Origin of the sequence: Flavihumibacter sp. ZG627, from assembly GCF_000814325.1 — a bacterium.
Classification (GTDB): Bacteria; Bacteroidota; Bacteroidia; order Chitinophagales; family Chitinophagaceae; genus Flavihumibacter.
Genome location: NZ_JPHF01000003.1, coordinates 422,105 through 446,305 on the forward strand (window position 1 = coordinate 422,105; position 24,201 = coordinate 446,305).

At 43.8% G+C, this 24,201-nt stretch carries 19 protein-coding genes; 12 read left to right on the forward strand and 7 right to left on the reverse strand.

Annotation, left to right across the window (positions count from 1 at the left end; all coding sequences use genetic code 11):
* Nucleotide 1 precedes the first annotated feature (1 nt).
* From HY58_RS08845 to HY58_RS08865, 5 genes are all read left to right on the forward strand, one after another.
* On the forward strand, nucleotides 2-1,249 hold the full coding sequence (locus HY58_RS08845) for an MFS transporter (RefSeq protein ID WP_039130635.1): 1,248 nt from the start codon (nucleotides 2-4) through the stop codon (nucleotides 1,247-1,249).
* Nucleotides 1,250-1,364: 115 nt separating this feature from the next.
* A complete protein-coding gene (locus HY58_RS08850; RefSeq protein ID WP_039130638.1) occupies nucleotides 1,365-2,564 on the forward strand; it encodes an FAD/NAD(P)-binding oxidoreductase in 1,200 nt (399 codons plus the stop codon).
* 74 nt (nucleotides 2,565-2,638) lie between these two features.
* Nucleotides 2,639-3,472: a universal stress protein gene (locus HY58_RS08855; protein WP_039130641.1), complete on the forward strand. Its 834-nt coding sequence runs from the start codon at nucleotides 2,639-2,641 to the stop codon at nucleotides 3,470-3,472.
* A 57-nt stretch (nucleotides 3,473-3,529) separates the two neighbouring features.
* A complete protein-coding gene (locus tag HY58_RS08860; protein WP_039130644.1) occupies nucleotides 3,530-4,603 on the forward strand; it encodes a COX15/CtaA family protein in 1,074 nt (357 codons plus the stop codon).
* Between the two features lie 42 nt (nucleotides 4,604-4,645).
* On the forward strand, nucleotides 4,646-6,904 hold the full coding sequence (locus HY58_RS08865; RefSeq protein WP_039130646.1) for a patatin-like phospholipase family protein: 2,259 nt from the start codon (nucleotides 4,646-4,648) through the stop codon (nucleotides 6,902-6,904).
* Nucleotides 6,905-6,916: 12 nt separating this feature from the next.
* On the opposite strand, the gene HY58_RS08870 is transcribed toward HY58_RS08865, so the two are convergent.
* From HY58_RS08870 to HY58_RS08880, 3 genes are all read right to left on the reverse strand, one after another.
* Nucleotides 6,917-7,834: a diacylglycerol kinase family protein gene (locus tag HY58_RS08870; protein ID WP_039130649.1), complete on the reverse strand. Its 918-nt coding sequence runs from the start codon at nucleotides 7,832-7,834 to the stop codon at nucleotides 6,917-6,919.
* A 26-nt stretch (nucleotides 7,835-7,860) separates the two neighbouring features.
* On the reverse strand, nucleotides 7,861-11,124 hold the full coding sequence (locus HY58_RS08875) for a beta-L-arabinofuranosidase domain-containing protein (protein ID WP_082022106.1): 3,264 nt from the start codon (nucleotides 11,122-11,124) through the stop codon (nucleotides 7,861-7,863).
* A 91-nt stretch (nucleotides 11,125-11,215) separates the two neighbouring features.
* Entirely contained in the window at nucleotides 11,216-12,217 is a 1,002-nt protein-coding gene (locus HY58_RS08880) for a 4-hydroxyproline epimerase (protein WP_039130650.1), read from the reverse strand.
* Nucleotides 12,218-12,310: 93 nt separating this feature from the next.
* On the opposite strand from HY58_RS08880, the gene HY58_RS08885 reads away from it, so the two are divergent.
* Nucleotides 12,311-13,228, forward strand: a complete 918-nt coding sequence (locus HY58_RS08885; RefSeq protein ID WP_039130653.1) for a dihydrodipicolinate synthase family protein — start codon at nucleotides 12,311-12,313, stop codon at nucleotides 13,226-13,228.
* Here HY58_RS08885 and HY58_RS08890 read toward each other — a convergent pair.
* Nucleotides 13,225-14,541, reverse strand: coding sequence for a Gfo/Idh/MocA family protein (locus HY58_RS08890; RefSeq protein WP_039130656.1), 1,317 nt, complete (start codon nucleotides 14,539-14,541; stop codon nucleotides 13,225-13,227). The two genes, HY58_RS08885 and HY58_RS08890, sit on opposite strands and share 4 nt — an antisense overlap.
* 128 nt (nucleotides 14,542-14,669) lie before the next feature.
* Here HY58_RS08890 and HY58_RS08895 point away from each other — a divergent pair, with 128 nt between their 5' ends.
* On the forward strand, nucleotides 14,670-17,081 hold the full coding sequence (locus tag HY58_RS08895) for a glycoside hydrolase family 127 protein (RefSeq protein ID WP_039130658.1): 2,412 nt from the start codon (nucleotides 14,670-14,672) through the stop codon (nucleotides 17,079-17,081).
* A gap of 2 nt (nucleotides 17,082-17,083) precedes the next feature.
* Here HY58_RS08895 and HY58_RS08900 read toward each other — a convergent pair whose 3' ends face one another.
* The gene (locus tag HY58_RS08900) at nucleotides 17,084-18,127 is read right to left on the reverse strand and encodes a 3-oxoacyl-ACP synthase III family protein (RefSeq protein WP_039130660.1); all 1,044 of its coding nucleotides are present in this window, start codon (nucleotides 18,125-18,127) and stop codon (nucleotides 17,084-17,086) included.
* Here HY58_RS08900 and HY58_RS19190 point away from each other — a divergent pair.
* Together HY58_RS19190 and HY58_RS08910 are read left to right on the forward strand one after the other, a co-directional pair.
* Nucleotides 18,126-18,491: a DUF2752 domain-containing protein gene (locus HY58_RS19190; RefSeq protein WP_082022121.1), complete on the forward strand. Its 366-nt coding sequence runs from the start codon at nucleotides 18,126-18,128 to the stop codon at nucleotides 18,489-18,491. The two genes, HY58_RS08900 and HY58_RS19190, sit on opposite strands and share 2 nt — an antisense overlap.
* Nucleotides 18,463-18,807, forward strand: coding sequence for an NINE protein (locus HY58_RS08910; protein ID WP_039130664.1), 345 nt, complete (start codon nucleotides 18,463-18,465; stop codon nucleotides 18,805-18,807). Before HY58_RS19190 ends, HY58_RS08910 begins: the two co-directional genes overlap by 29 nt.
* 8 nt (nucleotides 18,808-18,815) lie before the next feature.
* Here HY58_RS08910 and HY58_RS08915 read toward each other — a convergent pair whose 3' ends face one another.
* A complete protein-coding gene (locus tag HY58_RS08915) occupies nucleotides 18,816-19,805 on the reverse strand; it encodes a carboxylesterase (protein WP_039130667.1) in 990 nt (329 codons plus the stop codon).
* 145 nt (nucleotides 19,806-19,950) lie between these two features.
* Between HY58_RS08915 and HY58_RS08920 the strand changes: the two genes are divergently transcribed.
* Entirely contained in the window at nucleotides 19,951-21,078 is a 1,128-nt protein-coding gene (locus HY58_RS08920; protein WP_039130670.1) for an acyltransferase family protein, read from the forward strand.
* A 145-nt stretch (nucleotides 21,079-21,223) separates the two neighbouring features.
* Nucleotides 21,224-23,038: a translational GTPase TypA gene (typA, locus tag HY58_RS08925; RefSeq protein WP_039130672.1), complete on the forward strand. Its 1,815-nt coding sequence runs from the start codon at nucleotides 21,224-21,226 to the stop codon at nucleotides 23,036-23,038.
* 107 nt (nucleotides 23,039-23,145) lie between these two features.
* Here typA and HY58_RS08930 read toward each other — a convergent pair whose 3' ends face one another.
* Entirely contained in the window at nucleotides 23,146-23,742 is a 597-nt protein-coding gene (locus tag HY58_RS08930; protein WP_052323973.1) for an N-acetyltransferase, read from the reverse strand.
* 193 nt (nucleotides 23,743-23,935) lie between these two features.
* Between HY58_RS08930 and HY58_RS08935 the strand changes: the two genes are divergently transcribed.
* On the forward strand, nucleotides 23,936-24,154 hold the full coding sequence (locus HY58_RS08935) for a hypothetical protein (protein WP_039130675.1): 219 nt from the start codon (nucleotides 23,936-23,938) through the stop codon (nucleotides 24,152-24,154).
* Nucleotides 24,155-24,201: the final 47 nt, after the last annotated feature.

Here is a 24,201-nt window from a genome sequence, read left to right on the forward strand (position 1 = left end):
TATGTCAATTGAAATCCGGCATGGCTTAAGACAAAACTGGCAGCAATTCAGTTTACTGGTTCTGGTGAATGCATTTGTAGGCGCCATGATTGGTCTTGAGAGAGCCGTGATGCCGGGTTTCGCTGAAACAGTTTTTCAAAAGCAAGGCCAGGTGGTCTTGCTTTCATTTATTGGCGCCTTCGGAATAGCAAAAGCATTTGCCAATCTGGCGATGGCATCACTAAGCAAAAAGTATAGCCGAAAGATGCTGCTACTGGTGGGATGGATACTGGCCATACCGGTACCATTCCTGCTTATTTATGCTGAAAGCTGGAGTATAGTAGTGGTAGCAAATATCCTGCTGGGACTAAACCAGGGGCTGGCATGGTCTTCTACCGTTATTATGAAAGTTGACCTGGTGGGAGAGAAAAACCGCGGCCTTGCAATGGGTATCAATGAATTTGCGGGATATGTATCAGTAGGATTGGCTGCATACCTGGCCAGTTGGCTCGCTACTGAATATGGCTATCAAACTGCACCCTTCATACCGGGGATAATATTTTCTTTCCTTGGGCTGCTTATAACCTTGATATGGATTCGTGATACGGGACATCATGTGAAAAAGGAGTCGGTAGAAAGCAGGATACCATTGCTGGAGAACGTGTTTATCGATACCAGCTACAGGCATAAGACCATAGGGACTGTTACCATAAATGGTCTTGTCAATAATATGAATGATGGGGTAATATGGGGCTTGCTTCCTGTCTTACTAATCAATAAAGGATTCAGCCTTACTGAAACTGGTATGCTTGCCGGATTATATCCGGCAGTATGGGGATTGGCCCAACTTTTCACAGGCAAATTGGGTGATACGCATTGCAAAAAACAACTCATCAGCACTGGCATGTTGATGCAGGCTGCCGGTATCCTTATATTAGTGGTCGCTCCAATTACAGTTCTTGTTGCGTTAAGTATGATATTACTGGGGCTGGGAACAGCACTCGTTTACCCTAATTTCCTATCAATGATCGCCAACCACAGCCACCCTACCCAAAGGGCTGCCTCCTTGAGCATTTTCCGGTTCTGGCGCGATAGCGGCTATGTTTTCGGTGCATTGGTTGCTGGATTTACTGCTGCAGTGGCTGGCATACCCACTACCCTGATTTTGGTGGCTATTATTACTGCTGCTGCAGGCTTAATGAGTCATTTCCGGATGTGCTGCACCAACAAAACGATCTGGAAGGAGACGCCATGTCTTGAAATATACTGATCTTAGTTGCCATACCGGCTGATATTTATCATGGTTAATATCATACCCTTAAGTGACTGTAATCACGAAGGGCGCCTGGCTCCGGGACTACCTTTGACATATAAATTTAATTGTTATGTCTCAGCATCATCAGGTTCTTATAATTGGAGGCGGAAATGCCGGAATTTCAGTTGCAGCCCAATTGCTGCGGAAGCGTTCCAATCTGGAAATCGCCCTCATCGAGCCATCTGATAAACATTATTACCAGCCCGCCTGGACCCTCGTTGGGGGAGGAGTATTTAATATTCATGATACCATCCGTTCAGAGTCATCGGTGATTCCGGATAAAGTAAAATGGATCCGTGATGCAGCAGAAAGTTTCCAGCCGGAAATTAACCAGGTAACTACGAAAAGCGGGGCTGAAATCACCTATGATTACCTCATTGTTGCCCCTGGAATCCAACTCAACTGGAAAGATATTGAGGGCCTGAAACAGACCCTCGGCCGAAATGGTGTTACCAGTAACTATTCAGTTGACTACGCCACTTATACCTATGAGTGTCTTCAACAATTAAAGCCCGGCCAAACAGCTCTATTTACCAGTCCGGGTACAGCTGTGAAATGCGGTGGAGCCCCACAAAAGATCATGTACCTGGCGGCTGATTATCTGCGTAAGCATGGCCTTCAGGGCAAGGTGAACGTAGAATTCGTTACTGCAGGTGGTGTGATTTTCGGCATAAAAAAGTACGCAGATGAACTCATGAAGAAGGTGAATGAATATGGTATTAAACTAAACTTTAAACATGATCTTGTTGCAATAGACGGTGACAAGAAAACTGCGACTTTTAAAGTGGTTGATGGGGAAGGTGTTGTTAGTATGGTGGAAAAACATTTTGATATGATCCACGTTGTTCCGCCACAGAGCGCGCCAGATTTCGTGAAAGCAAGTCCACTTGCCGATGCAGGAGGATGGGTTGATGTTGACAAATTCACGCTTCAGCATACACGCTATAAGAATATTTTCGGAATAGGTGATGCGATGAGTGCACCCAATTCCAAAACTGGTGCAGCTGTCAGGAAACAGGCTCCGGTGGTAGTCAAAAACCTTCTGGCGTTAATAGATGGACAACAAATGCCTGCTGCATACAGTGGCTATGGCAGCTGCCCGCTGGTAGTGGGATATGGTAAATTGATCCTTGCAGAATTCGGTTATGATAATAAGGTTATGGAAACATTTCCTTTTGACCAGTCTAAGCCTCGTTGGAGCATGTGGGTGCTTAAACGTTATATACTTCCCTGGTTGTATTGGAATAAAATTTTAAAGGGAACTGCTTAAGCATTTCTTGCGTATCTTGTTGTTAAGTTCATCCTGCAGTACCCACTGTGGGATGAATTTTTAAAAGCAGCACTATGGCGAATATATTAGTCCCGTTTGATTTTTCCCCCAATGCGATTGCTGCATTGGAACAGGCATTTTATATTGCTGATGGCAAAGGCCTGAATGTAGAAGTTTTGCATATCCTGAATTTTAAAGCGGCGCATGATTATCCGAAGGAGTGGAATATAGATCCTCATCATGTTGACCTTGGTGCAATACATACCCGTTTGTCAGAACTGGTATTTGATAAAATGGAAGCATGTTGCGGAGGTCGAAATAAACTTGAAGTAACCACCCTGGTGAAAGAGAGTGTTATGATCAATGGTGGTATCATCAACCATATGTTGCTGGAGCGGTCAGACATTATTATAATGGGCACCCATGGTGCAACTAATGCAATGGAAAGATTCTGGGGTTCCAATACAGCTACCATGATCAACCATGCCTTGTTCCCTGTTATGGCTGTTCCCCCTCATTGGAACCCGGTACGATTCAAGGAATTGATTGCAGCAGTAAATCTGAAAGAGCTGGCAACACTTGCCTCTCAAATTATCAAATGGGCCGATTGGTTACATGCAGAAGCAGAAGTAGTGACCATGACTTCCCTCCCCTCAACCGACCAGGAAGAACTCGATAAAGCCATACAGGAATATCCTGGAATTAAGGCGCACCTGGTGGAAAAAAAGAATGACCTGCCCATGTGGAAAAACCTGGTGCAGTTCACAGCTGAACGCAAAGAAGCCGCATTGCTGATGTTTGTACATGAACGTACTGTGCTGGAAAAGCTTTTCAATTATAGCATCACTTCCAAAGTGGCTGACGGCATCCGTATTCCCTTGTTGGCACTTCCAACAAAACATAAGTAAGTCGCAGCTTCAACACCCGGTTACAAACTTCAAACATCTCCCTATTTTTGCATCCTTATGGAAACGCAGCAGTACAGGAAGGGTAACCGGGCAGTAGCTACCTGGTTGATTATTGGGGTAGTTATGATCATTGTTCAGGTGATATTAGGTGGGATCACGCGGCTTACAGGCTCGGGTTTGTCGATCACAGAATGGGAAGTGGTGACCGGTAGCTTTCCTCCTATGAATGAAGCACACTGGTTGGCTGAGTTCAGGAAATACCAGGAAACACCTCAATACCGCCTGCTAAACACCGATTTTACTCTTTCGGATTTTAAGTTTATCTATTTCTGGGAATGGTTTCACCGTGTTTGGGCAAGACTAATAGGAATCGTATTCCTTGTGGGCTTCATTTGGCTGACCGCAAAAAAGTACCTCCGCAAGGATATGGTAAATCCTTTGCTGGTACTCTTTATTCTAGGCGCTGTTCAGGGAGCGGTAGGTTGGATCATGGTTGCTAGTGGTTTAACCGGAGATGCTGTTTATGTTAAGCCAACCAGGCTGGCACTTCACTTTATTCTGGCTTTGTTATTACTCTGTTACACATGGTGGTTTGCACTTCAATTACTGATTCCTGCACAACAGAGAATTTTATCCCCACCAATTAAAAAATTGACCATAGTATTACTTGTATTGATGACGGTTCAGTTGATATATGGTGCATTGATGGCAGGTCATAGGGCAGCTACCGTGGCCCCAACATGGCCAACAATAAATGGAGACTGGCTGCCTGCTACTCTCTGGCAGGATAATCCTCTATTGCTAAACCTCATAGATAACCCGATTACTATTCATTTCATTCATAGAAACCTGGCATACCTCATTGTAATCCTGGTAATCATATGGTACCGGAAAATGAGCCAGGCAGAGATCACGCCACTAATAGGGCGATGGAAACGTTTCCCGCTCATACTTACTGTTATCCAGGTATTGCTCGGCATATTTTCTGTATTAACCAGTAAGGATATCATCCCAAATCACTGGGGTAATTTTGAATGGATGGCCCAACTTCACCAGATAGTGGCCATGATATTATTGCTTTCCATGGTAAGCCTTCTTTATCTTTTCCATAAACAGAGGCAGCAGGCATAATTTCGGTCTTGTCTACACGTTTATAGATGTAACTTGACATGTATGAAGCCGCGACTGAAAGCCATATTTTATTCTTTCCCGGTTCAGCTCATCCTGCTTCATTTTAAGAAGTTCCAGGTTTTGCTGTTATTCTGGATGGTATTGTTTGGCGCTGTGAATGGAAGTTTTATGGCGGCATATGGCGTCAACTCCCTTTATCTCTCACCCGAATACCTTGGCAAGGTCAATACTGTAAGTGCAGGAATTGTTGGTGTTACTATTGGCATCTTCATTATGAGCTGGAACATTACCACCTTCATACTGTTCAGCAGGCATTTTCGTTTTCTTGCTACTACTACCCGACCATTTTTGAAATACTGTATTAATAATGCGGTGATACCAGTTCTTTTCCTTGTTTTTTATTTTGTTCGGGCGGTGGATTTTGAAATCAATAAAGAACTTCTGGGTTGGGGGGAAGTACTGATGCTCATTTCCGGTTTTCTGATAGGAGTGGTCATAATAGTGCTGATATCTTTCGGGTATTTTTTTGGTGCTGATATTCATATTGCCCGCAATATGATCAATCTCGACCCGTCTCCACTTCCTTTTCACAGGGGACTGAAACCACATATCGTTCTTAATAGTGGAGGAAGCAGGTTGATTAAAGTGACTACCTACTTAAGCGGCCGATTCGAACCCCGGGCTGTAAGAAATGTTTCACACTATAGTAAGGACTTCCTGGAGAATATTTTTAACCGTCACCATTTTGCAGCCGTACTCTCCATATTTATAGCTTTTGTTTTCCTGATGGTTGTTGGATTTCTGCTTGATTACGAAGTGTTCCAGTTGCCTGCTGCAGCAAGTATCACCTTATTTCTGGCAATATTGGTTGCAGTAGTGGGAGCCTTTTCCTATTTTCTTCAAAGCTGGAGTGTACCCTTTGCCGTTATACTGATATTGGTATTGAACTTTCTCTACCGTAATGGTATAATTGATCCAACAAATAAAGCATATGGTCTGGATTATCGCAGGTCCATTCCACGTGCAGCGTATGATCCTGAAAATCTCCGTCAACTAACCAGTCCTGCTAAAATAAATGACGATAAAGCAGTGATGTTATCGGTACTTGAAAAATGGAAGGCAAAGCAGGGCATAGAAAAACCCTATCTCTACCTGGTAAATGTTAGTGGCGGAGGAACAAGAAGCGCGACGTTTACCATGGAAGTGATGCAGAAACTGGATAGTTTGAGCGGAGGTCAATTCATGAAGCAAACCTTTATGATAACAGGTGCTTCAGGCGGCATGCTGGGGGCTGCATATTTCAGAGCTTTATGGCATGAGAGGGCATTGGGTAAGCCCATTGATCTGCTTGATAATAAATATGTTGATGATATTTCTAAAGACTTGTTGAATCCTATTTTTTCTTCCTTTGTAGCGCGCGACCTGGCGGCTCCAGCACAGAAATTCAGGGTAGGCGATTATGAGTATGTCAAAGACAGGGCTTATTCTTTTGAACAACAGCTTAACATTAATACCCGCTTTCTTCTCGATAAAGAATTAAGTGACCTGGCTCCGGATGAGCGAGAAGCCCGTATCCCATTGATGCTCTTCAATTCCGTAATCACCCGCGATGGCAGGAAAATGCTTCTCAGTACACTCCCGGTTAGTTTTTTGATGCGACCCGGGGGCGATACAAGTATGCATGATGCAGCCGATCCGGACGCCATTGATTTTGCCGCGCTGTTTGCTAAACAGGATCCCATGAACCTTCGGTTACTCACAGCCTTGAGGATGAATGCCACATTTCCTTATGTTCTCCCCAACGTATGGTTGCCCACCGAACCAAAGATTGACGTAATGGATGCAGGCCTGAGAGATAACTATGGAATGGAACTGGCATTGAGGTTCACATATATATTCCGCGACTGGATACAAAATAATACGAGGGGAGTAGTATTGTTACAGATCAATGACAGAAAAGGCGGCGGTTGGGAATATCCGTTTGAGTCGAAAGACATTTCAGAAATCGTTACAAAACCTATGCTTCTTTTACAATATAACTGGTACAAGATGCAACAGTATAACCAATTCGATAACCTAAGCTATACTGCAGCAATGATGGGAGGGAAGCTGCAGCGTGTAAGGTTCCAATATTTGCCAGAAAAGGAAGACATGAAAGCAGCACTTAATTTTCACCTTACTCAACGGGAGAAACAAGACATACGAAACGCGCTGGAGAATACCTATAACAGGAATAGTTTCCGAATCTTCCAGGGCCTTCTAAAGCATGATTCTGCTGACATGCAGTTATCAGAAAAGTGATCTTTATTGTGCTCAGCCTATGACGGGTTGTATAAGCGAAAAACAGCGGGGCAGAACTTTAATATTCAAATATTCACATGTTTCTTTTGGCTCTCCATCAATATGTAATGGCGCGCCATCACGATTGCGGAGTTGAAGTTTTGGTGTCTGGAAATACTGAATAGTTCCTTCTGTCTCTTCTTTTACCCCCGTAAATTGTCCAGCGCTTACCTGTTGTATGAGTGCGAATGGAAGTATGGCTTTATTCATTTTCGGAACTACAACAATATCAAGTAACCCATCATTCAGGCTGGCCTTGGGAGCAATGGTGAATTGGTTTCCAAACTGGTTGCTATTGGCAATGCTTATGAAAAATGCATCGGTTTGGATTACATGGTCATTCACAACCAGGTCAAAATGATAGGAGTTGGCGGTAAAAAAATTCTTTAGTGTTTGCTGTGTATAGGTTAATAGTCCACGGGAAGGTTGTTGTGCAAAATCATGTGCCACTTTAGCATCAAAACCAAGTCCACATAACATACAGGCAAACTGATCATTCACCATGAATGCATCAATGAACCTGGCCTTGCCTGAAAAGGCAAGTTCAATGGCTTTATTGGTTGGTTTTGGAATTCCAGCAGAATAAGCAAGTCCATTTCCCGACCCAAGTGGAATGATACCAAATCGTACATTCATATTTCTGAGATTATCCACTACCTGGTTCACCGTTCCATCACCACCACATATAACCACGTCAGTATAGTTTTCTTCTTCAATCTTTTGCCGTACAAACTGGTAATCACCACCCTCTACAGTTGGTAATATTATGGCATGCGCACCTGCCATGGCAGCACCCTTTAATATCTTGTCACCCAGATCAGTTTTAGGCTTAGTACCTGAAATAGGATTGACAAGAAAAATAAATTTTTTATCTGCAATGGTTGTTGGCATTGGCATTCTTATTGACCCCAACAAAGCTAGGGGATTCGGTTTTCTATGATATGTTTAAATTCTGCTTTGCTGATGGCAAAAACAGTACCATGCCGCGCGCCTTCGGGGAATTGTAATTTACCTGAATTGTCGCTCCAGTTCATCATGTTGATGGATTCAAGCAGGCCATAAGATTTCTGGGTGTATTTATCGAAGTAAAGTAGCCATCTGTTGTTAAATTTTACTGCAGTGGGTCCTTCTGCCCAATATTTACCGGTTATTGGTGTAGTAGGGGATGAAAACCCTCCATCCGCCCGGGTGCTCCTTGCAATACGAATGTTTTTTTGCGCAACAGGCTTCAGGGTTTCATCCTTCAGGAACATCACATATTCATTGTTGTTTCGCACTATACTAGCATCTATCACATTAAAACCTTTATCATAAAGAAGTTTTGCCTTGCTGAAGGTTTTAAAATCTTTGGTGCTTACCTGGTATATACGATGATTATGATCACCCTGCTTTTCTGTTTCCGGAAATCTGCCTTTGATGGTTGTTGACCAGTAAATCATATAATGCTTTTTATCTGCATCAAAGAGTATTTCAGGCGCCCAGCAATTCTCTGCTGCCGGCTCATGAGCCATAACAGGAATAAACTTTTGTTCTGACCAGTTCAGAAGATCAGTTGAACTGGCATAGCCAATCCCCTTGTCCTTCCAGCTCACTGTCCACACCATATGATAGCGTCCATCCGGTCCCTTTGTGATACATGGATCGCGCATAAGTTTATCACCAGCAACCTTTGGCTGCAGGAAAGAACTGTCGTTCTTTAACGTTATCCATTGGTAGCCATCAGCACTTGCGGCAAGATGCAAACCATCTTCACCATTCCCTTTGAAATATGCAAACAACAATACACTGTCCGATTGATTGAATTTAGACAGATCCTGTTGTGTCATCTGACCTCTAACCGTGCGTACACCAAATACCCTCCCTGCAGTTTTCCCATAATTGGATTCTATTCTAATATTTATTAAGTTTTTACTTGATTTTATCTCTATAGGAAGCGTATACTCCCGGTCATAAAATTTACCTGTTGTTCCACCTGTTAATGTTTCAGTATGAATAAGCTTACCATCAGCAAGTATATCAAACTTCCTGTCGCGGTCATCACCCAGATATGTCAGCATTAAATTATTTGGAATGGCAGGATCAATTTTGATATCAAAAGAGAAAAATCCACCGGCCCGAACTTCCCTTCCATTTATTCCAAGTGCATCACTTACATAACTTTTTTCACTCGCCTGAAGGTTATGGTCTCGCTCGGGTTGCATCTCTCCAATGCGGAAAACATCAATGGTGCGCTCTGCAATATTTTGTTGCCTTTTCTTTTCGGCTTCATATTCAACCTGCCTGGCTGTCCAATCGGCAGGCGTGAAAAAATCCCAATACACTGAATAATACTCTTTATACATTTTGTAAAAGGGAATCAGCTCTACGTCTCCTGGCTTACCTACGCCCTGGAGTTTGAAATGCAAAGGCTTGCCGGCCACAGGTTGTATCCAATTGTTGACATTTTTATCAGCGGTTAGCAGAACTGGTGATCCAAAAACAGGGTCTGGCATTTCTGTTCCCAGGTTACCTGCCAGAACAAGCGGACCATACATAAGAGCGATCCTGTTATTATTATCAGGCATGCTTTGGGTATGAAGATTTTTTGGCAATCCGAGCGTAACCCGGTCCTTATTTTTCCATTTGCGGTTTATAGTGATAAATCCGCTGGAATCAGTAATGATTTCTGTTGGTATATTATTGATTCGAAGCACTGCGTTATTTGCCCAATATGGTTTGCGGATTCGCAGAGCGAAACTTTTAGCAGATTTTGTTTCAATTATAAATTGCAGGCTGTCTGACTCAGGAAAATGGTGTTCCTGTTTGAGTTTTATCTTTTTCTCTCTCCAGTTTAATTCTGAGGGGATGAATAGATTCACAAAAAGGCTGCCATCAGCACCGTTATAGTAAATACCCTCTCCATATTTACTATGGTTTTCCATCCCACTGCCCACACAGCAGGTGAAGGATTGGAGAGAGTCGGAGAATTGTTTTTTAGTTCCCATTCGCAGTGGAACGAAATAACACATCATGCCGGTTTCCGGATTCTGTGATGCCAGTATATGATTATAAAGCGCGCGTTCATAATAGTCGCCCATCTCTGCTGATGGTTGCATGCTGAAAAGGCTCCTGGTGAGCTTCAGCATATTATAGGTATTGCATGTTTCAGAAGTGTTGTCACTAAGCCGGTCATTGAGTTTTCCTGCCTCTCCACAATACTCATAATTGCTATTTCCGCCAATTACATAACTATGATTATTCACCATGGTATTCCAGAAAAAGCTTGCGATGGTCTTATCAGCTTTTCTGCCTCCCAACATATACTGCGTAGCGCTGCCAATAGCTTTGGGCACATTGGTATTACTGTGTTTGCCAGGCATTGGATCGATCTTTTTTGAAAGAGGTTTCATAACGAAATCGTCATAGAATTTATAGGATCGTTCCAGGTGTTTTTTATTTCCTGTGATGCCATAGAGCTGTGCAAGCACATCGTTCATTCCCCCAAATTCACAACGCAGCATTTTCTGCAATTGCGATTCACTGAGTCCGGATAGGATGTTTCCAGTCCAGTCACTCATCCCCTCAGCAATCGCTAATGCGCTTCTGTTGCCGGTATAGAGGTATGCATCTACCAGACCACTCATCAATTTATGTACAACATACCATGGAGCCCAGAGTCCATTAAGATCAAAGCCCCCTGAGCGGATATCACCTGCCGCAACTTTACTCCAGGCGCTGTCTTCGCCGGGCATAGCGCCAACAAAACCCGTGCCTCTCGCCTGCTGACAACGTGCAAGTTCACTAACGATATAGTCTACCCGCTTCCTGAATTCCTCCTTTCCTGTTGATGCATACATCATACTGATGGCTGAGAGATAATGGCCAAGGGTATGACCCGAAAGACCTTCAGTCTCCCATCCTGCATAAAGCGCGGCCTTGGGTGGGAGGCCAGCATTCAAATGGAATCGGTGTAAAAGCCTGTCGGGCTCCAGGAAAAGAAGATAGCCCGCATCCTGTTTCATGGCATGATAAAAAGGACTTCCTTCCGTTAGGTGAACATCTCCCAGGTTGAATCCATAAGCTTTAACCGGCACTACCGGTTTCACTTTATAGCGACTATCATTCTTTACGGGTATATATGACTGAGCCTGCAGGCTGGCTGCCACAAAAATTAAAGCAATAGAAGAAATTATTTTTTTCATACTATGTTGATAGGTGTCTGACACATGTTGGGAGGACGTTAGGACATATGTTCGAACATATCACGAACATGTGTCAGACACTGTGTAAAAATCAGAGGACCTGGAAGCCGAAAGCATAGGGATCATCGGAGGGGTCGATGGTTATGGTATTGTATCCAAACACTCGGGCCCAGCCTTCAATTCCAGGCCTGATAGCTGGCATCCCTCCTATACTTGTTTCTTCTTCAATGGTTCCGGTGAAAGTTGATCCGATTATACTTTCATGTACAAACCGATCCCCTTTCTTCAGTTTCCCTTTAGTGTACCATTGTGCCATTCTTGCTGAAGTGCCTGTTCCGCAGGGACTGCGGTCGATAGCCTTATCACCATAAAACACTGCATTGCGAGCAGTTGAAGCCGGGTTTAAAACGGCTCCGGTCCACAATATATGCGAGCAACCATTGATGGTTGGGTCCTCAGGATGAACAAATTCATATTTTTCGTTTACTCGTTCCCGTAAAGTACGTGCCATCGATATTAGTTTATCCGCAGAATAATGTTCCAAACCGGGAAAATTTTTCTGGGTATCTACAATTGCATAAAAATTCCCCCCGTATGAAACATCAATTACAAGTTCTCCCAGCCCTGGACAATCAACAATAAGTTCAGTGGCCGCAAGATAGGCAGGTACATTGGTGAGTTTAACTGATCTGATCTTGTTTCCTTCCTGTTTATATTCAATATTTATCAACCCTGCAGGAGCCTCCATCCTGATTATTCCAGGTGTCTTCGGAATGATAAGGCCCTCTTCCATAGCAATGGTTATGGTTCCGATGGTACCGTGACCACACATAGGCAGGCAACCGCTGGTTTCAATAAAAAGGACGGCAACATCATTATCGGGGTCATGTGGAGGATAGAGTATCGATCCACTCATCATGTCATGTCCACGTGGTTCAAACATAAGCCCCTTGCGGATCCAGTCGAACTCTCTTAAGAAATGCTGCCTCTTTTCACTCATCGAATTTCCCTTAAGAATTGGTCCTCCTCCGGCAACAAGACGAACAGGATTTCCACAAGTGTGTGCATCTATACAAAAAAAAGTCTTTTTCATTATTGCTTGAATAAACAGAAGTTAATTTACCTTAATCTGCCCGTTTAAATATATCCGGGCATATTCTTTATTCAATTTTGAAAAATTAAAACTATGGCTTCATTTTCATGGTCTGGTGTATTTCCCGCTTTGCTAACCCCTTTTGATAAAGACGAAAATATTGACCTCTCACTTTTCGGAACGAACCTCGAGGCGCAGATTGCAGCCGGGGCAGATGGTGTTATCATTGGCGGCTCACTGGGTGAGGCAAGTACCTTATTGAATGATGAAAAGAAAGAATTGCTGCTCTATGCCAAAAATATAGCCCCCGCGGGTTTTCCTGTTCTGGTGAACATTGCAGAGCAACGCACCAGGGATGCCGTAAATCTCGCCATAGATGCAGAAGCCTCCGGTGCCAGCGGGCTTATGCTGCTTCCGCCTATGCGTTACCGGTCTGATGATGCTGAAACAGTCGCCTTCTTCAGGGCTGTGGCAGCCAGTACCTCCCTGCCCATAATGATCTATAATAATCCGGTGGATTATAAGATCGATGTAACCCTTGATATGTTTGAAGAGCTATCTGCCCATGAAAATATCCAGGCAGTAAAAGAATCAACCCGTGATATTACCAATATAACAAGGATGATCAACCGCTTTGATAAGCGTTTCAGTATTTTATGTGGTGTAGATACTATTGCACTTGAAGCACTGGTGTCAGGTGCTGATGGATGGGTAGCGGGATTAACCGATGCTTTCCCAAGGGAAACAGTTGCTATTTTCCGGTTGGTGAAGGCGGGAAAAATTAAAGAAGCTCTCGATATTTATCGATGGTTCATGCCATTGCTGGAGCTCGACATTCATCCCAAGCTGGTACAATATATTAAGCTTGCCGCAGCCTCTACCGGCATCGGTTCGGAATATGTGAGGGCACCCCGTCAAATACTTCATGGCGATGAGCGGATAAGGGTGCAGCATATCATAGATAAGGCACTTGCCAACCGTCCTCTACTTCCAGATTACATGAACCTTTAAGCGGAGGGGAGCTTATACCCGTTATGGTATTGTGCCTTCAATAATTTATTGGCTGAAGCAGAATCAAACTTGTGTTTTTTGTGATCCCATTGAAGTTTTTCCCCTGTGCGGAAAGCGATATTTCCCAACTGGCAAACCTGTGCGGTATGAGAACCTTGCTGGATAGATGTGTTTAGCAAACCTGGATCACCAGCTTTAATGGCACTGACAAAATTCTGCATATGTTTTTCGAGCGAACCACCCTGGTCCTTTTGTAAAACAACAGGTTCCATTTTTCCTTTCTCTGCATTTACATACCATCCTTCCCTGTTAAGTACTAAAGTGCCGTTATTTCCTATGAAAGCAGTGCCGTGTGTAAGTCCGTATGGACCAAGATCAATTCCCGTGGCATGTTCCCATACCATGTTGAATTTATCAAATTCAAAAACAGCAGCAAGGGTATCAGGCGTTTCGGATGCATCATCGGGGTAGGCCATCTTACCTCCTGAGGCCATAACCTGGTTCGGAAATCCTGCTTTCATTCCCAATAATGCATAATCAACCATATGCACGCCCCAGTCAGTCATAAGTCCCCCTGCATAATCCCAGAACCACCTGAAGTTGAAATGAAATCTGTTGCTGTTGAAAGGCCTTTGAGTGGCGGGGCCAAGCCAACGGGTATAGTCAACCCCGGGAGGTACAGTTCCATCAGGTTTGATGGGAACAGGTTTCATCCAACCCATATAAGCCCATGACTTTACTGTTCTGATATTTCCCAGCTGACCACTATGAACAAATTTAATGGCATCCTGGAAGTGGGGCGCACTACGCTGCCACTGACCCACCTGAACTATGGATTTATACCTTTGCTGGGCTGACTCCATTACCAGGCATTCCTCAACTGAGTTGCCACATGGTTTTTCAACATATACATATTTGCCTGCCGCACACGCATCAACCATCTGTATGCAATGCCAGTGATCGGGTGTGCCAATAATTACAATATGTACATCCTTATTTTCCAGTAGCTTCCGGTGATCAGAATAGGTCTTCACCTGCATATTGAGTTTTTCGAGTTCTGCCACCCTTCGCCTGATCACATTTTCATCAATATCACAAATTGCTACGCATTTTGTTCCCGGGATCTTAAGTAAAGCCGTCAGATTACTCCATCCCATTCCATTGGCACCAATAAGTCCGATATTCAGTTGGTCGGAAGGGCTGGTTCTGGAAAGGCCTATCGTAAATATATCATTAGCAAAAGCGGGGAGCGCAGTTGTTCCTAAAAGTAGTGCACCAGAATTTCGCAGAAAGTTGCGGCGTTGATTTGGCATAGTGTGGTTTATTTATCCAATTGACACTTAATTTACATACAATATCAATAAGGATTGAAAATGTATCTGATTTTTATAAATGTCATACGTACATTTATACCGATTTCTGAATTAACCAAGCATGCCATATGAAGAAGCAGTGTACGATATTATTGATGTTGTTGTCTTTTATTGGAGATAACCTTTCGGCGCAGCAACAAACTGGTGATTATCTTATTCAGCCTGTAGACTTTACCCGTGTTCATTTTACCGACCAGTTCTGGGCACCTAAGATTGAGGTTAACCGCACTATTACCATTCCTTATACTTTGCAGAAAATTCATGAGACAGGGAGAATCGATAATTTTCTCAAAGCCGCAGGTAAAATGCCTGTAGGAAAAATTACCGAATTTCCCTTCGATGATACTGATCTTTATAAAGTAATTGAAGGAGCATCATACTCGCTGCAGGTAAGACCTGACGAGGCGCTCGAAAGAATTCTTGACACGCTTATCCAGATAATAGGCGACGCCCAAGAGCCGGACGGTTATCTCTATACTTTCAGGACAATGAAGCCTGAAAAACTGCATCCATGGATCAGCGAGAATCGCTGGGAGAAGGATCCTGACCTGAGCCACGAACTCTACAATTCAGGCCATTTGTATGAAGCGGCAGTAGCTCATTATCTTGCAACAGGCAAAAGATCATTGTTACAAATTGCTCTCCGGAATGCTGATCTGCTGGTTAAAGATTTCGGTAAGGGCAAAGCTGCATTTTTCCCCGGTCACCAGGTGGTGGAAATGGGCCTTGCTCGACTTTACCGTGTTACAGGGAAAAAAGAATACCTCGAGCTGGCTAAGTTTTTTCTGGATATTAGGGGTGATGGAAAAATCAAGGGAGCTGAATATAGCCAGAGCCACAAAATGGTAACCGACCAGCATGTGGCAGTTGGTCATGCCGTACGCGCAGCATATATGTATACTGGTATGGCTGATGTGGCGGCCCTTACTGGCAACCGGCAGTATGTTAATGCAATCAATGATATCTGGAAGGATGTTATAGACCATAAGCTCTATCTGACTGGCGGAATAGGTGCAACAGGTAATGGTGAAGCTTTTGGCGACGCATACCATCTTCCCAATATGTCGGCTTATGCAGAAACCTGTGCATCAATTGCCAATGTATACTGGAACAGCAGGATGTTCCTGATGAATGGTGACGCAAAATATATAGATGTCCTTGAAAGAATATTGTACAATGGATTGCTTTCCGGAGTGTCCTTAAGTGGAGATAGATTCTTTTATCCCAATCCACTCGCTTCCATGGGCCAGCACCAACGGAGTGAATGGTTCAGCTGCGCCTGCTGCATTTCCAATATGACCCGGTTCATGCCTTCCATTCCCGGATATGTATATGCACAAAAGGAAAATGATCTCTACGTAAATCTCTATGTTGCAAATAAAGCTACCATTGAATTGCCTGCAGGCAAGGTTTCAATAGAGCAGCAGACCAACTATCCCTGGGATGGTCAGGTGAAGATCAAGGTTAAACCCGAAAAGGAAAAAAGCTCCTTTGCTCTTTTTGTAAGGATACCCGGCTGGGCAAGCCAGGATGCTGTGCCCGGTAATCTATATACATTTCTTAACCAGCAGAAACGCCCAATACCCCTCCGTATAAATGGTAAGCTGGTTGACTATAAAATTGAAAATGGATATGTGAAGCTCAATCGGGAATGGCGAAAAGGTGATGTGGTTGAGCTGCTATTGCCAATGGAGATTGAAAAGGTACTGGCTCATCCCTCAGTTAAAGACGATAATAATCGTTATGCCCTTCAAAGAGGTCCATTGGTTTATTGTCTGGAGGGAACGGATAATAAAGATAGTTCTGTGCTGAATATCGTCATCGATAAGGAGGCAACTTTTGAAAATGCATTCAAGCCAGAATTCCTGAATGGTGTTATGGTTCTCACAGCAAATGGTACAGCAACAAAACGACAGGTTGATTCATACCAGCTGCTGCGATCTGCCCAAACAGTTATGGCAATACCTTATTATGCCTGGAATAATCGGGGTGCCACGGAGATGCAGGTATGGATCCCTTTCAATGAATCGGCTGCCAGACCTAAGCCTGCACCCAGCATAGCAACTAAAAGCAGATCCAGCAGCTCAGTAGGTAATGCCCGTATGTTACGCACACTGAATGATCAGTATGAACCCCAAAACTCTCAGGATCATAATGGGGGATACCTTCATTGGTGGCCGCGGCAAAATACAACAGAATGGGTTCAGTATGATTTTGACAGCACCTATACCATAGCCGAGTCGACTGTTTACTGGTTTGATGATGAACCTTTTGGCGGATGCAGAATCCCCAGATCTTATAAGTTGCTATATCTGCAGAATGAAAAATGGTTGCCTGTTGAAACGGTAAGCATGGATTCGATCAGTAAGGATATTTATAACAGCATACGCTTCAAACCTGTGCGTACCAACGCCCTGCGAATGGAGATACAATTACCGGAAGCACATTCAGCGGGTATCCATGAATGGATCATTAAATAGTACTACCAACGGAGCAATGCACTTGCCCAGGTAAACCCACTGCCAAAGGCAGCCAGGCAAACAAGGTCGCCTTCTTTGATCTTACCCTTTTCCCATGCCTCGCAAAGTGCTATTGGAACGGAAGCTGCTGTGGTATTGCCATAATGCTGGATATTATTATATACCTGGTGGTCACGGAGCCCTAGTTTTTGTTGTACAAATTGCGCAATTCGAAGGTTGGCCTGGTGAGGTATCAGCATAGATATATCCGACGCATTCAGTTTATTGGCACTAAGTGATTCCATTATTACTTCCGGAAACTTTACCACCGCTTTTTTAAATACTGAGGGTCCATCCATAAAGGGAAAGTTCTGCGCGTTATCAATCATCTCATGGCTCATGAACATTTCTGCGATGGGAGCATCCTTGAAATCGGCATAATGTCCCCAATGATTGGCATGAGTACCTGGATTATACATGGCAAGTATCTCAGCGCCCTCGCCATCACTATGCAAATGCGTGCTGAGAATACCACGGCCTTCCTCTTCTGTTGGTTGCAATACTACTGCCCCTGCGCCATCACCAAAAATGACAGAGATATTCCGGCCACGGGTGGAGAAGTCGAGCCCGAAAGAATGCTTCTCACTTCCTATAACAAGTATATTTTTATAGGTACCTGTACGGATAAACTGGTCTGCTACCGATAATGCATAAACGAATCCACTGCATTGGTTGCGTATATCAAGCGCCCCGATCTCTTTCATCTTCATGGCCCTTTGTAACAATACACCGCAGCCCGGGAAATAATAATCGGGTGAGAGAGTTGCAAAAACTATGAAATCAATATCCTGTGGGGTGATGCCGGCACGTTCAATAGCGATGGAAGCTGCCTCTACAGCCATTGTAGTGGTTGTTTCACCCGTTCGATCTGCATAACGCCGTTCAATAATTCCAGTTCTTTCCTGGATCCATTCATCACTGGTATCCATATATTTTTTCAGATCATTATTAGTGACAATATTCTTAGGCACATACATCCCTATACCTGAAATTTTTGAACGCAACATGGCAAGCGGTTTAGTGTTCAAAAATATAGAGTATTTTCATAGCATCATGATCATTCAGAAGATATGGAAAAACAATGAGTTACTGGCCTGGCTCAGTGCCTTGTTATGGCTGTATTTTATGGTTGATCCCGGTCAGCAACAATCAGGTTATTGTCCCTTTCATTGGCTGGGCTTTGATAATTGTCCCGGTTGTGGAATAGGCCGTAGCATCCATGCAGCCATGCACCTCCAATGGGAAGTTTCATGGAACTATCACTGGATGGGCATTCCCGCGCTAATTATTATATTACATCGCATTTATTCACTAATACAACCAACAACAAAAAATCTTATTCATGCAAAATTATCTGGCGGGACTGACTGACCTGCAGCCCGAAGAAATGGCAGGTATAAATGAATTAACCAAGAACATGACCGCATCACAGCAACAGCAGTTCTTCATGTTATACCAGGGCAAGCGCAAAAAGCCCCAGGATATCTTGCTACTTACCTGCCTTGGTTTCATCGTTATTGCCGGTGTTCAAAGGTTTGTTATCGGCCAGGTTGGTATGGGTTTACTATACTTGTTTACCGGTGGCCTCTGTTTGATAGGAACCATCGTTGATGTTGTCAATTATAAGAAGCTGGCAACAGATTATAATCTGGAGCAGATGTATGAAGCATCAAGAATGGTAGTGTAAAACATTGATCAGTTTTTAATAACAGTTGTCTTAATAAAATCTTCTATCTCTCTTTCTACCCCCGCAGCATCTTTTGATTTGAACGGAGAGGCAATTACGTGATCGCCGGTTTCTGGCATTGGAACCTCGCGTTTCATGGAATTGGGAGTTGATACCTGCCGGAACATTTCACGCATTGCAGAGACCTTTACCACCGGGTCCTGGTTTTCTTCATCTTTATAATAATAGAGAAGGAGCAGGGGCTGGTTGATCTTTGTAAAGGTCTCTTTTGTCATACTGGTTTCTAACATCTCTTCCAGCGCTACAGTAGCCTCAAGTCTGTAGGGACTGTTCCAGTATTTTTTATACTCTTCCCTTTTATCAGACGACTCCCGGTAGCGGCTACCCGTAACTGCAGTAGCCAGCTCTAATCCCCAGGGATTATTCAACAGCCAAGCATTCGGATCATTGATGGCAATATTGGGGGATAATAGTATCAGCGCATGAACATCACCGGGATAGGTTGCTGCAAGCTGAAGGGCATTGGTGCCACCGGTGGATGTACCCATAAGAATTACCTTTCTGCCCAGGTGTTTCCCTATTGCCAGCGCTTCTTTGGCTGATTCCCAGTATTTATCGGCATTGAGATTAACAAGCGGATCAATAGTATCTATTCCATGTTCTGCAAGCCTGGCGAGAAATAGATTCGCCCCAAACTTTCTGGCAATATTGGTGTGGGTTGGAGCACCTTCAAATTGTGAGGCACTAAAGCCATGCAAGTAAACCATCGCATATTCTGTTGGCTGTTTCAGCGAATCGTTGTTCCATATAATTCTTGCATGGTTATCCGGTTTCAACCGATGGCGGCTTTCATGTTCATTGAGATACATCTCCAGGTCTGCGGCTTCACCAGGAATAACAGGTAAGGTTGTTTTGTATTCAGGTGTTGAAGGAGATGGCCCAGCCATATAACCAATAATAATTACTAAGGGTAAAGCAAGCAGCCATTTCTTTTTCATAGAAGGAAATCAGTTTTGTACCCCAAACTACGAATTGTAAATGCATGGTAAATAGCTTTGTAAAAAAATAAAGCAGGATGTTGGCAGCCGATGAATCTCCTATCGGCAATAAACTTGTTAAATTCGGATAAACCGCCAAAACCAAATGAGCAAGATAGCTGCCCCCCGTTTCCTCGCCCTTGACGTATTCAGGGGTATGACCGTATGCTTCATGATCATTGTCAATACGCCAGGCAATTATGAAACAACACTTGCACCCCTGCTGCATGCAAACTGGCACGGATTCACCCCTACAGACCTTGTATTTCCATCATTCCTCTTTGCCGTCGGCAATGCAATGGCCTTTGTTTTTCCTAAATGGGAAGGAATGCCGCAATCCGTTGTTCTAACAAAAATTCTCAAACGTACTGCTATCATCTTTCTCCTTGGTTATCTCATGTACTGGTTTCCCTTTGTGAGATGGGATGGCAATCAGTTTTCTGCTTTTCCTTTTTCCGAAACGAGGGTATTTGGTGTACTGCAGCGGATCGCACTCTGCTATGGTATCACAGCCCTGTTAATTTATTACCTGAAACCAAAAGCAACATACATCATCACTATTATTTTATTATTGCTTTATTGGTTTCTGATGGTACAATTCGGATCGGGAACGGACCCCTACAGCCTGGAAGGTAATGCTGTATTGCGGCTTGACAAGTGGCTTATCGGCGAAAAGCATATGTATCATGGTGATGGCATTGCCTTTGACCCGGAAGGATTACTTGGAACTTTGCCTTCAATCGCCAATGTTGTTTTTGGTTACTGGGCCGGTGAACTGGTAAGGAAAAAAGGACAGGTGTGGGAAACAGTAGCTATGCTGCTGCTGGCCGCTGCTCTTTTTCTCTTTGTTGCCTATTGCTGGGATCCCTTCTTTCCCATCAATAAAAAACTATGGACCAGCTCCTATGTGATGTTAACTGTTGGGATCGACCTGGCATTGCTTGCTGTCCTTATTTATATTATTGAATTCAGGAAGATGGCGGGCTGGACAAGTTTTTTTACTGTCTTCGGCAAGAACCCACTCTTTATATACCTACTTTCAGAAGTTATTGCGATTCTTCTCTGGTTCTTTAAAACCAGCGATGGCAAACCCTATTACAATCATTTATACGAGAAGCTATTTAGTTATTTAGGTCCTTATACCGGATCCCTTGCTTTTGCCCTGTTCATCATGATGGTCTGCTGGCTGGTGGGTTGGTGGATGAACAAGCGGAAGATTTATGTGAGGGTATAATAAGGGTAATAATTCGCTCTTATATAACAAATTCTTTATTCAATACTGCTTGCCAGCCCGTCATTTTGGCTTACCTTTGCGCGCCCTTAGGGCTTTGGTTGAATGGTGGCCCCATCTAACCATTTAATCTTCAAGTAATTAGAAAATGGACATCAGAAATATAGCAATCATTGCACACGTTGACCACGGTAAGACTACCCTGGTTGACCGCATCCTCCACACCACCAAGGTGTTCCGCGAAAACCAGGATACAGGTGACCTGATCATGGATAGTAACGACCTTGAGCGTGAAAGAGGCATTACCATCTTTAGTAAGAACGCAGCCGTAACTTATAAAGATGTGAAAATCAACGTAATTGACACTCCGGGCCACGCCGACTTTGGCGGTGAGGTAGAACGTGTTCTGAAAATGGCTGATGGGGTTATTCTCCTCGTAGATGCCTTTGAAGGACCAATGCCACAAACCAGGTTCGTATTGCAGAAAGCCTTACAGCTTAACCTGCACCCAATTGTTGTGATCAACAAAGTAGATAAGCCAAACTGTCGCCCCGATGAGGTGCATGATGCAGTATTCGACCTTTTCTTTAACCTCGATGCTACAGAAGAGCAGCTTAACTTCCCTACCTTCTATGGTAGCGGTAAGAACGGATGGTTCAACGACAGTCTTACACAGAGTGAAGATATCACCCCACTCATGGATGGTATACTTAAATATGTACCAGAACCAAAAGTTGAGGCCGGTCCGCTCCAGATGCAGATCACTTCCCTCGATTATTCCTCTTTCCTTGGCAGGATCGCCATTGGAAAAGTAGCACGTGGAAGCATAAAAGAAAACCAGCCCATCGCCCTTATGCAGGCTGATGGTACCTTTAAGAAGCAACGCGTTCGTGAACTCTATGTATTTGAAGGCATGGGCAAGCGTAAGGTAACCGAGGTTCTTGCCGGTGATCTTTGTGCTGTTGTGGGATTGGAAGATTTCAATATCGGTGATACCATTTCTGATCAGGAAACAATGGAAGCATTGCCCGTTATCAGCGTGGATGAACCAACCATGAACATGCTATTCAGCATCAACAATTCACCTTTCTTTGGTAAGGATGGTAAGTTTGTTACCTCCCGTCACCTCCGTGACCGCCTGATGAAAGAAACAGAAAAGAACCTCGCATTGCGTGTGTTCGATACCGATAGTGGAGACAGCTTCCAGGTTTATGGTCGCGGTATTCTTCACCTTGGTGTATTGATCGAAACCATGCGTCGTGAAGGATATGAACTCACCGTTGGTCAGCCCCAGGTTATCCTGAAAATGATCGATGGCAAAAAATGTGAGCCATATGAAATGTTGGTAGTGGATGTACCGCAGGAATTTGCTTCCAAAGTTATCGACCTGGTTACCCGTCGTAAAGGCGAAATGCATGTGATGGAAACCAAGGGTGATATGCAACACCTTGAGTTTGAAATACCTTCACGCGGACTAATCGGCCTTCGTACCCAGATGCTTACAGCAACAACAGGTGAGGCAGTGATGAACCACCGTTTCATTGAGTATAAGCCATGGAAGGGACCTATACCTGGTCGTAACAATGGTGTTTTGATCTCTAAGAATACTGAAAAGACAACCGGTTATTCCATTGATAAACTTCAGGATCGCGGAACTTTCTTCGTTGATCCGGGAGAGGATGTATACGCTGGACAGATTGTTGCGGAGAATATCAAACCCGGCGATCTTGTAGTTAACGTTACGGAACCTAAAAAGCTTACCAACCACCGTGCGAGCGGAAGTGATGATGCAACAAGAATTGCACCCAAAACACAGCTCAGCCTTGAAGAATGCATGGAGTACATCCAGCATGACGAGTGCATCGAGGTAACGCCAATCAATATCCGTATGCGTAAGATCTATCTCGATGAGAATGATCGAAACCGCATCCAGAAAATGGCGAAGACGGAAGAAGTTGGGTAATTAGGTGTCTGACACATGTTCGGAGGATGTTCGAACATGAACAGGAATTATCTATATAATTGAAGTCGTTGCGAGCAATCGCAGCGACTTTTTTAATTAATTGACGGCTAATCTTTTTGAAAGGTCCAAAGTCTGAGTCCGCTAACCGGCTCAATAAGATCGCGGAGAATTCGGAAGCCAAGGTGTTGATAAAATGAGACATTCGTTGGTTGTGCAGTTTCGAGATAAACCGGAATGCCATCAGCAGCAGCTTTTTCTATAACCGGATCAAGCAATTTCCGGCCATAACCCTTGCCCTGGTGAACCGGGTCAACACCCACCACCATCGTGTACCAATGAGGGATAGAAATATCTTCTTTATGGAATGCTTCCACAAATGCAATTGAGTTAAAGAAGCGATCCATTTCGGCAGCCCCAAGTAAATAAGGAAGTTTATCGATGCCAGCAGCAACCGCCATATCCGGACTGCCATCCGTTTCACCGGGACGCAACCAAACAACGGCTCCTCCGATGTCATCTGTTGTATACACATCTCCAAACAGGAAGCCATAATTCAGAATTGCTTTGAAATGCAGCGGCGATTTTTCGCGGTTATCATTTTCATCAGGAAAAACATACCGTTGTAATGGGTCCATGAAGAATGCATTAGCCAACGATAGCGATGCAGCATCCAATTCTTCTTCTTTAATTTTTCGAATGTCCATAATTTATATATGCGTCTGACGCCTGTCAGGACAAGCGTCAGACGGCTTTTCGCCGACTAAGTATAGTAATATATGAAATTTATGCATTAACTATACGGCATTCATTACCTCATAAAGCCAGGCCGGGACTGTTGCCTTCAACAATCGCATTACTATTGTCTGGCAACCCGTAATTTTGTACAAATCCCTGATAATGATACGTGCTGTTGTTTCCATCCTGATGATTTTTTTGTTATCTACTGGCCTTGAAAGTCAGGCACAATGTTCTATATGTACTAAAACAGCCCAACAGCTTGGCGAGAAGCCGGCAAAAGCACTTAATGGCGGTATCATTTACCTGGCTGCTACGCCCCTCGCTATTCTTGGTATACTTGGTTTTCGCTGGTATAAGGCAAACCGGGATATGTTCTAGATTTCCCCGCCTTCCTGCTGTAATTTAATTACAAAATGAAGCCTAAT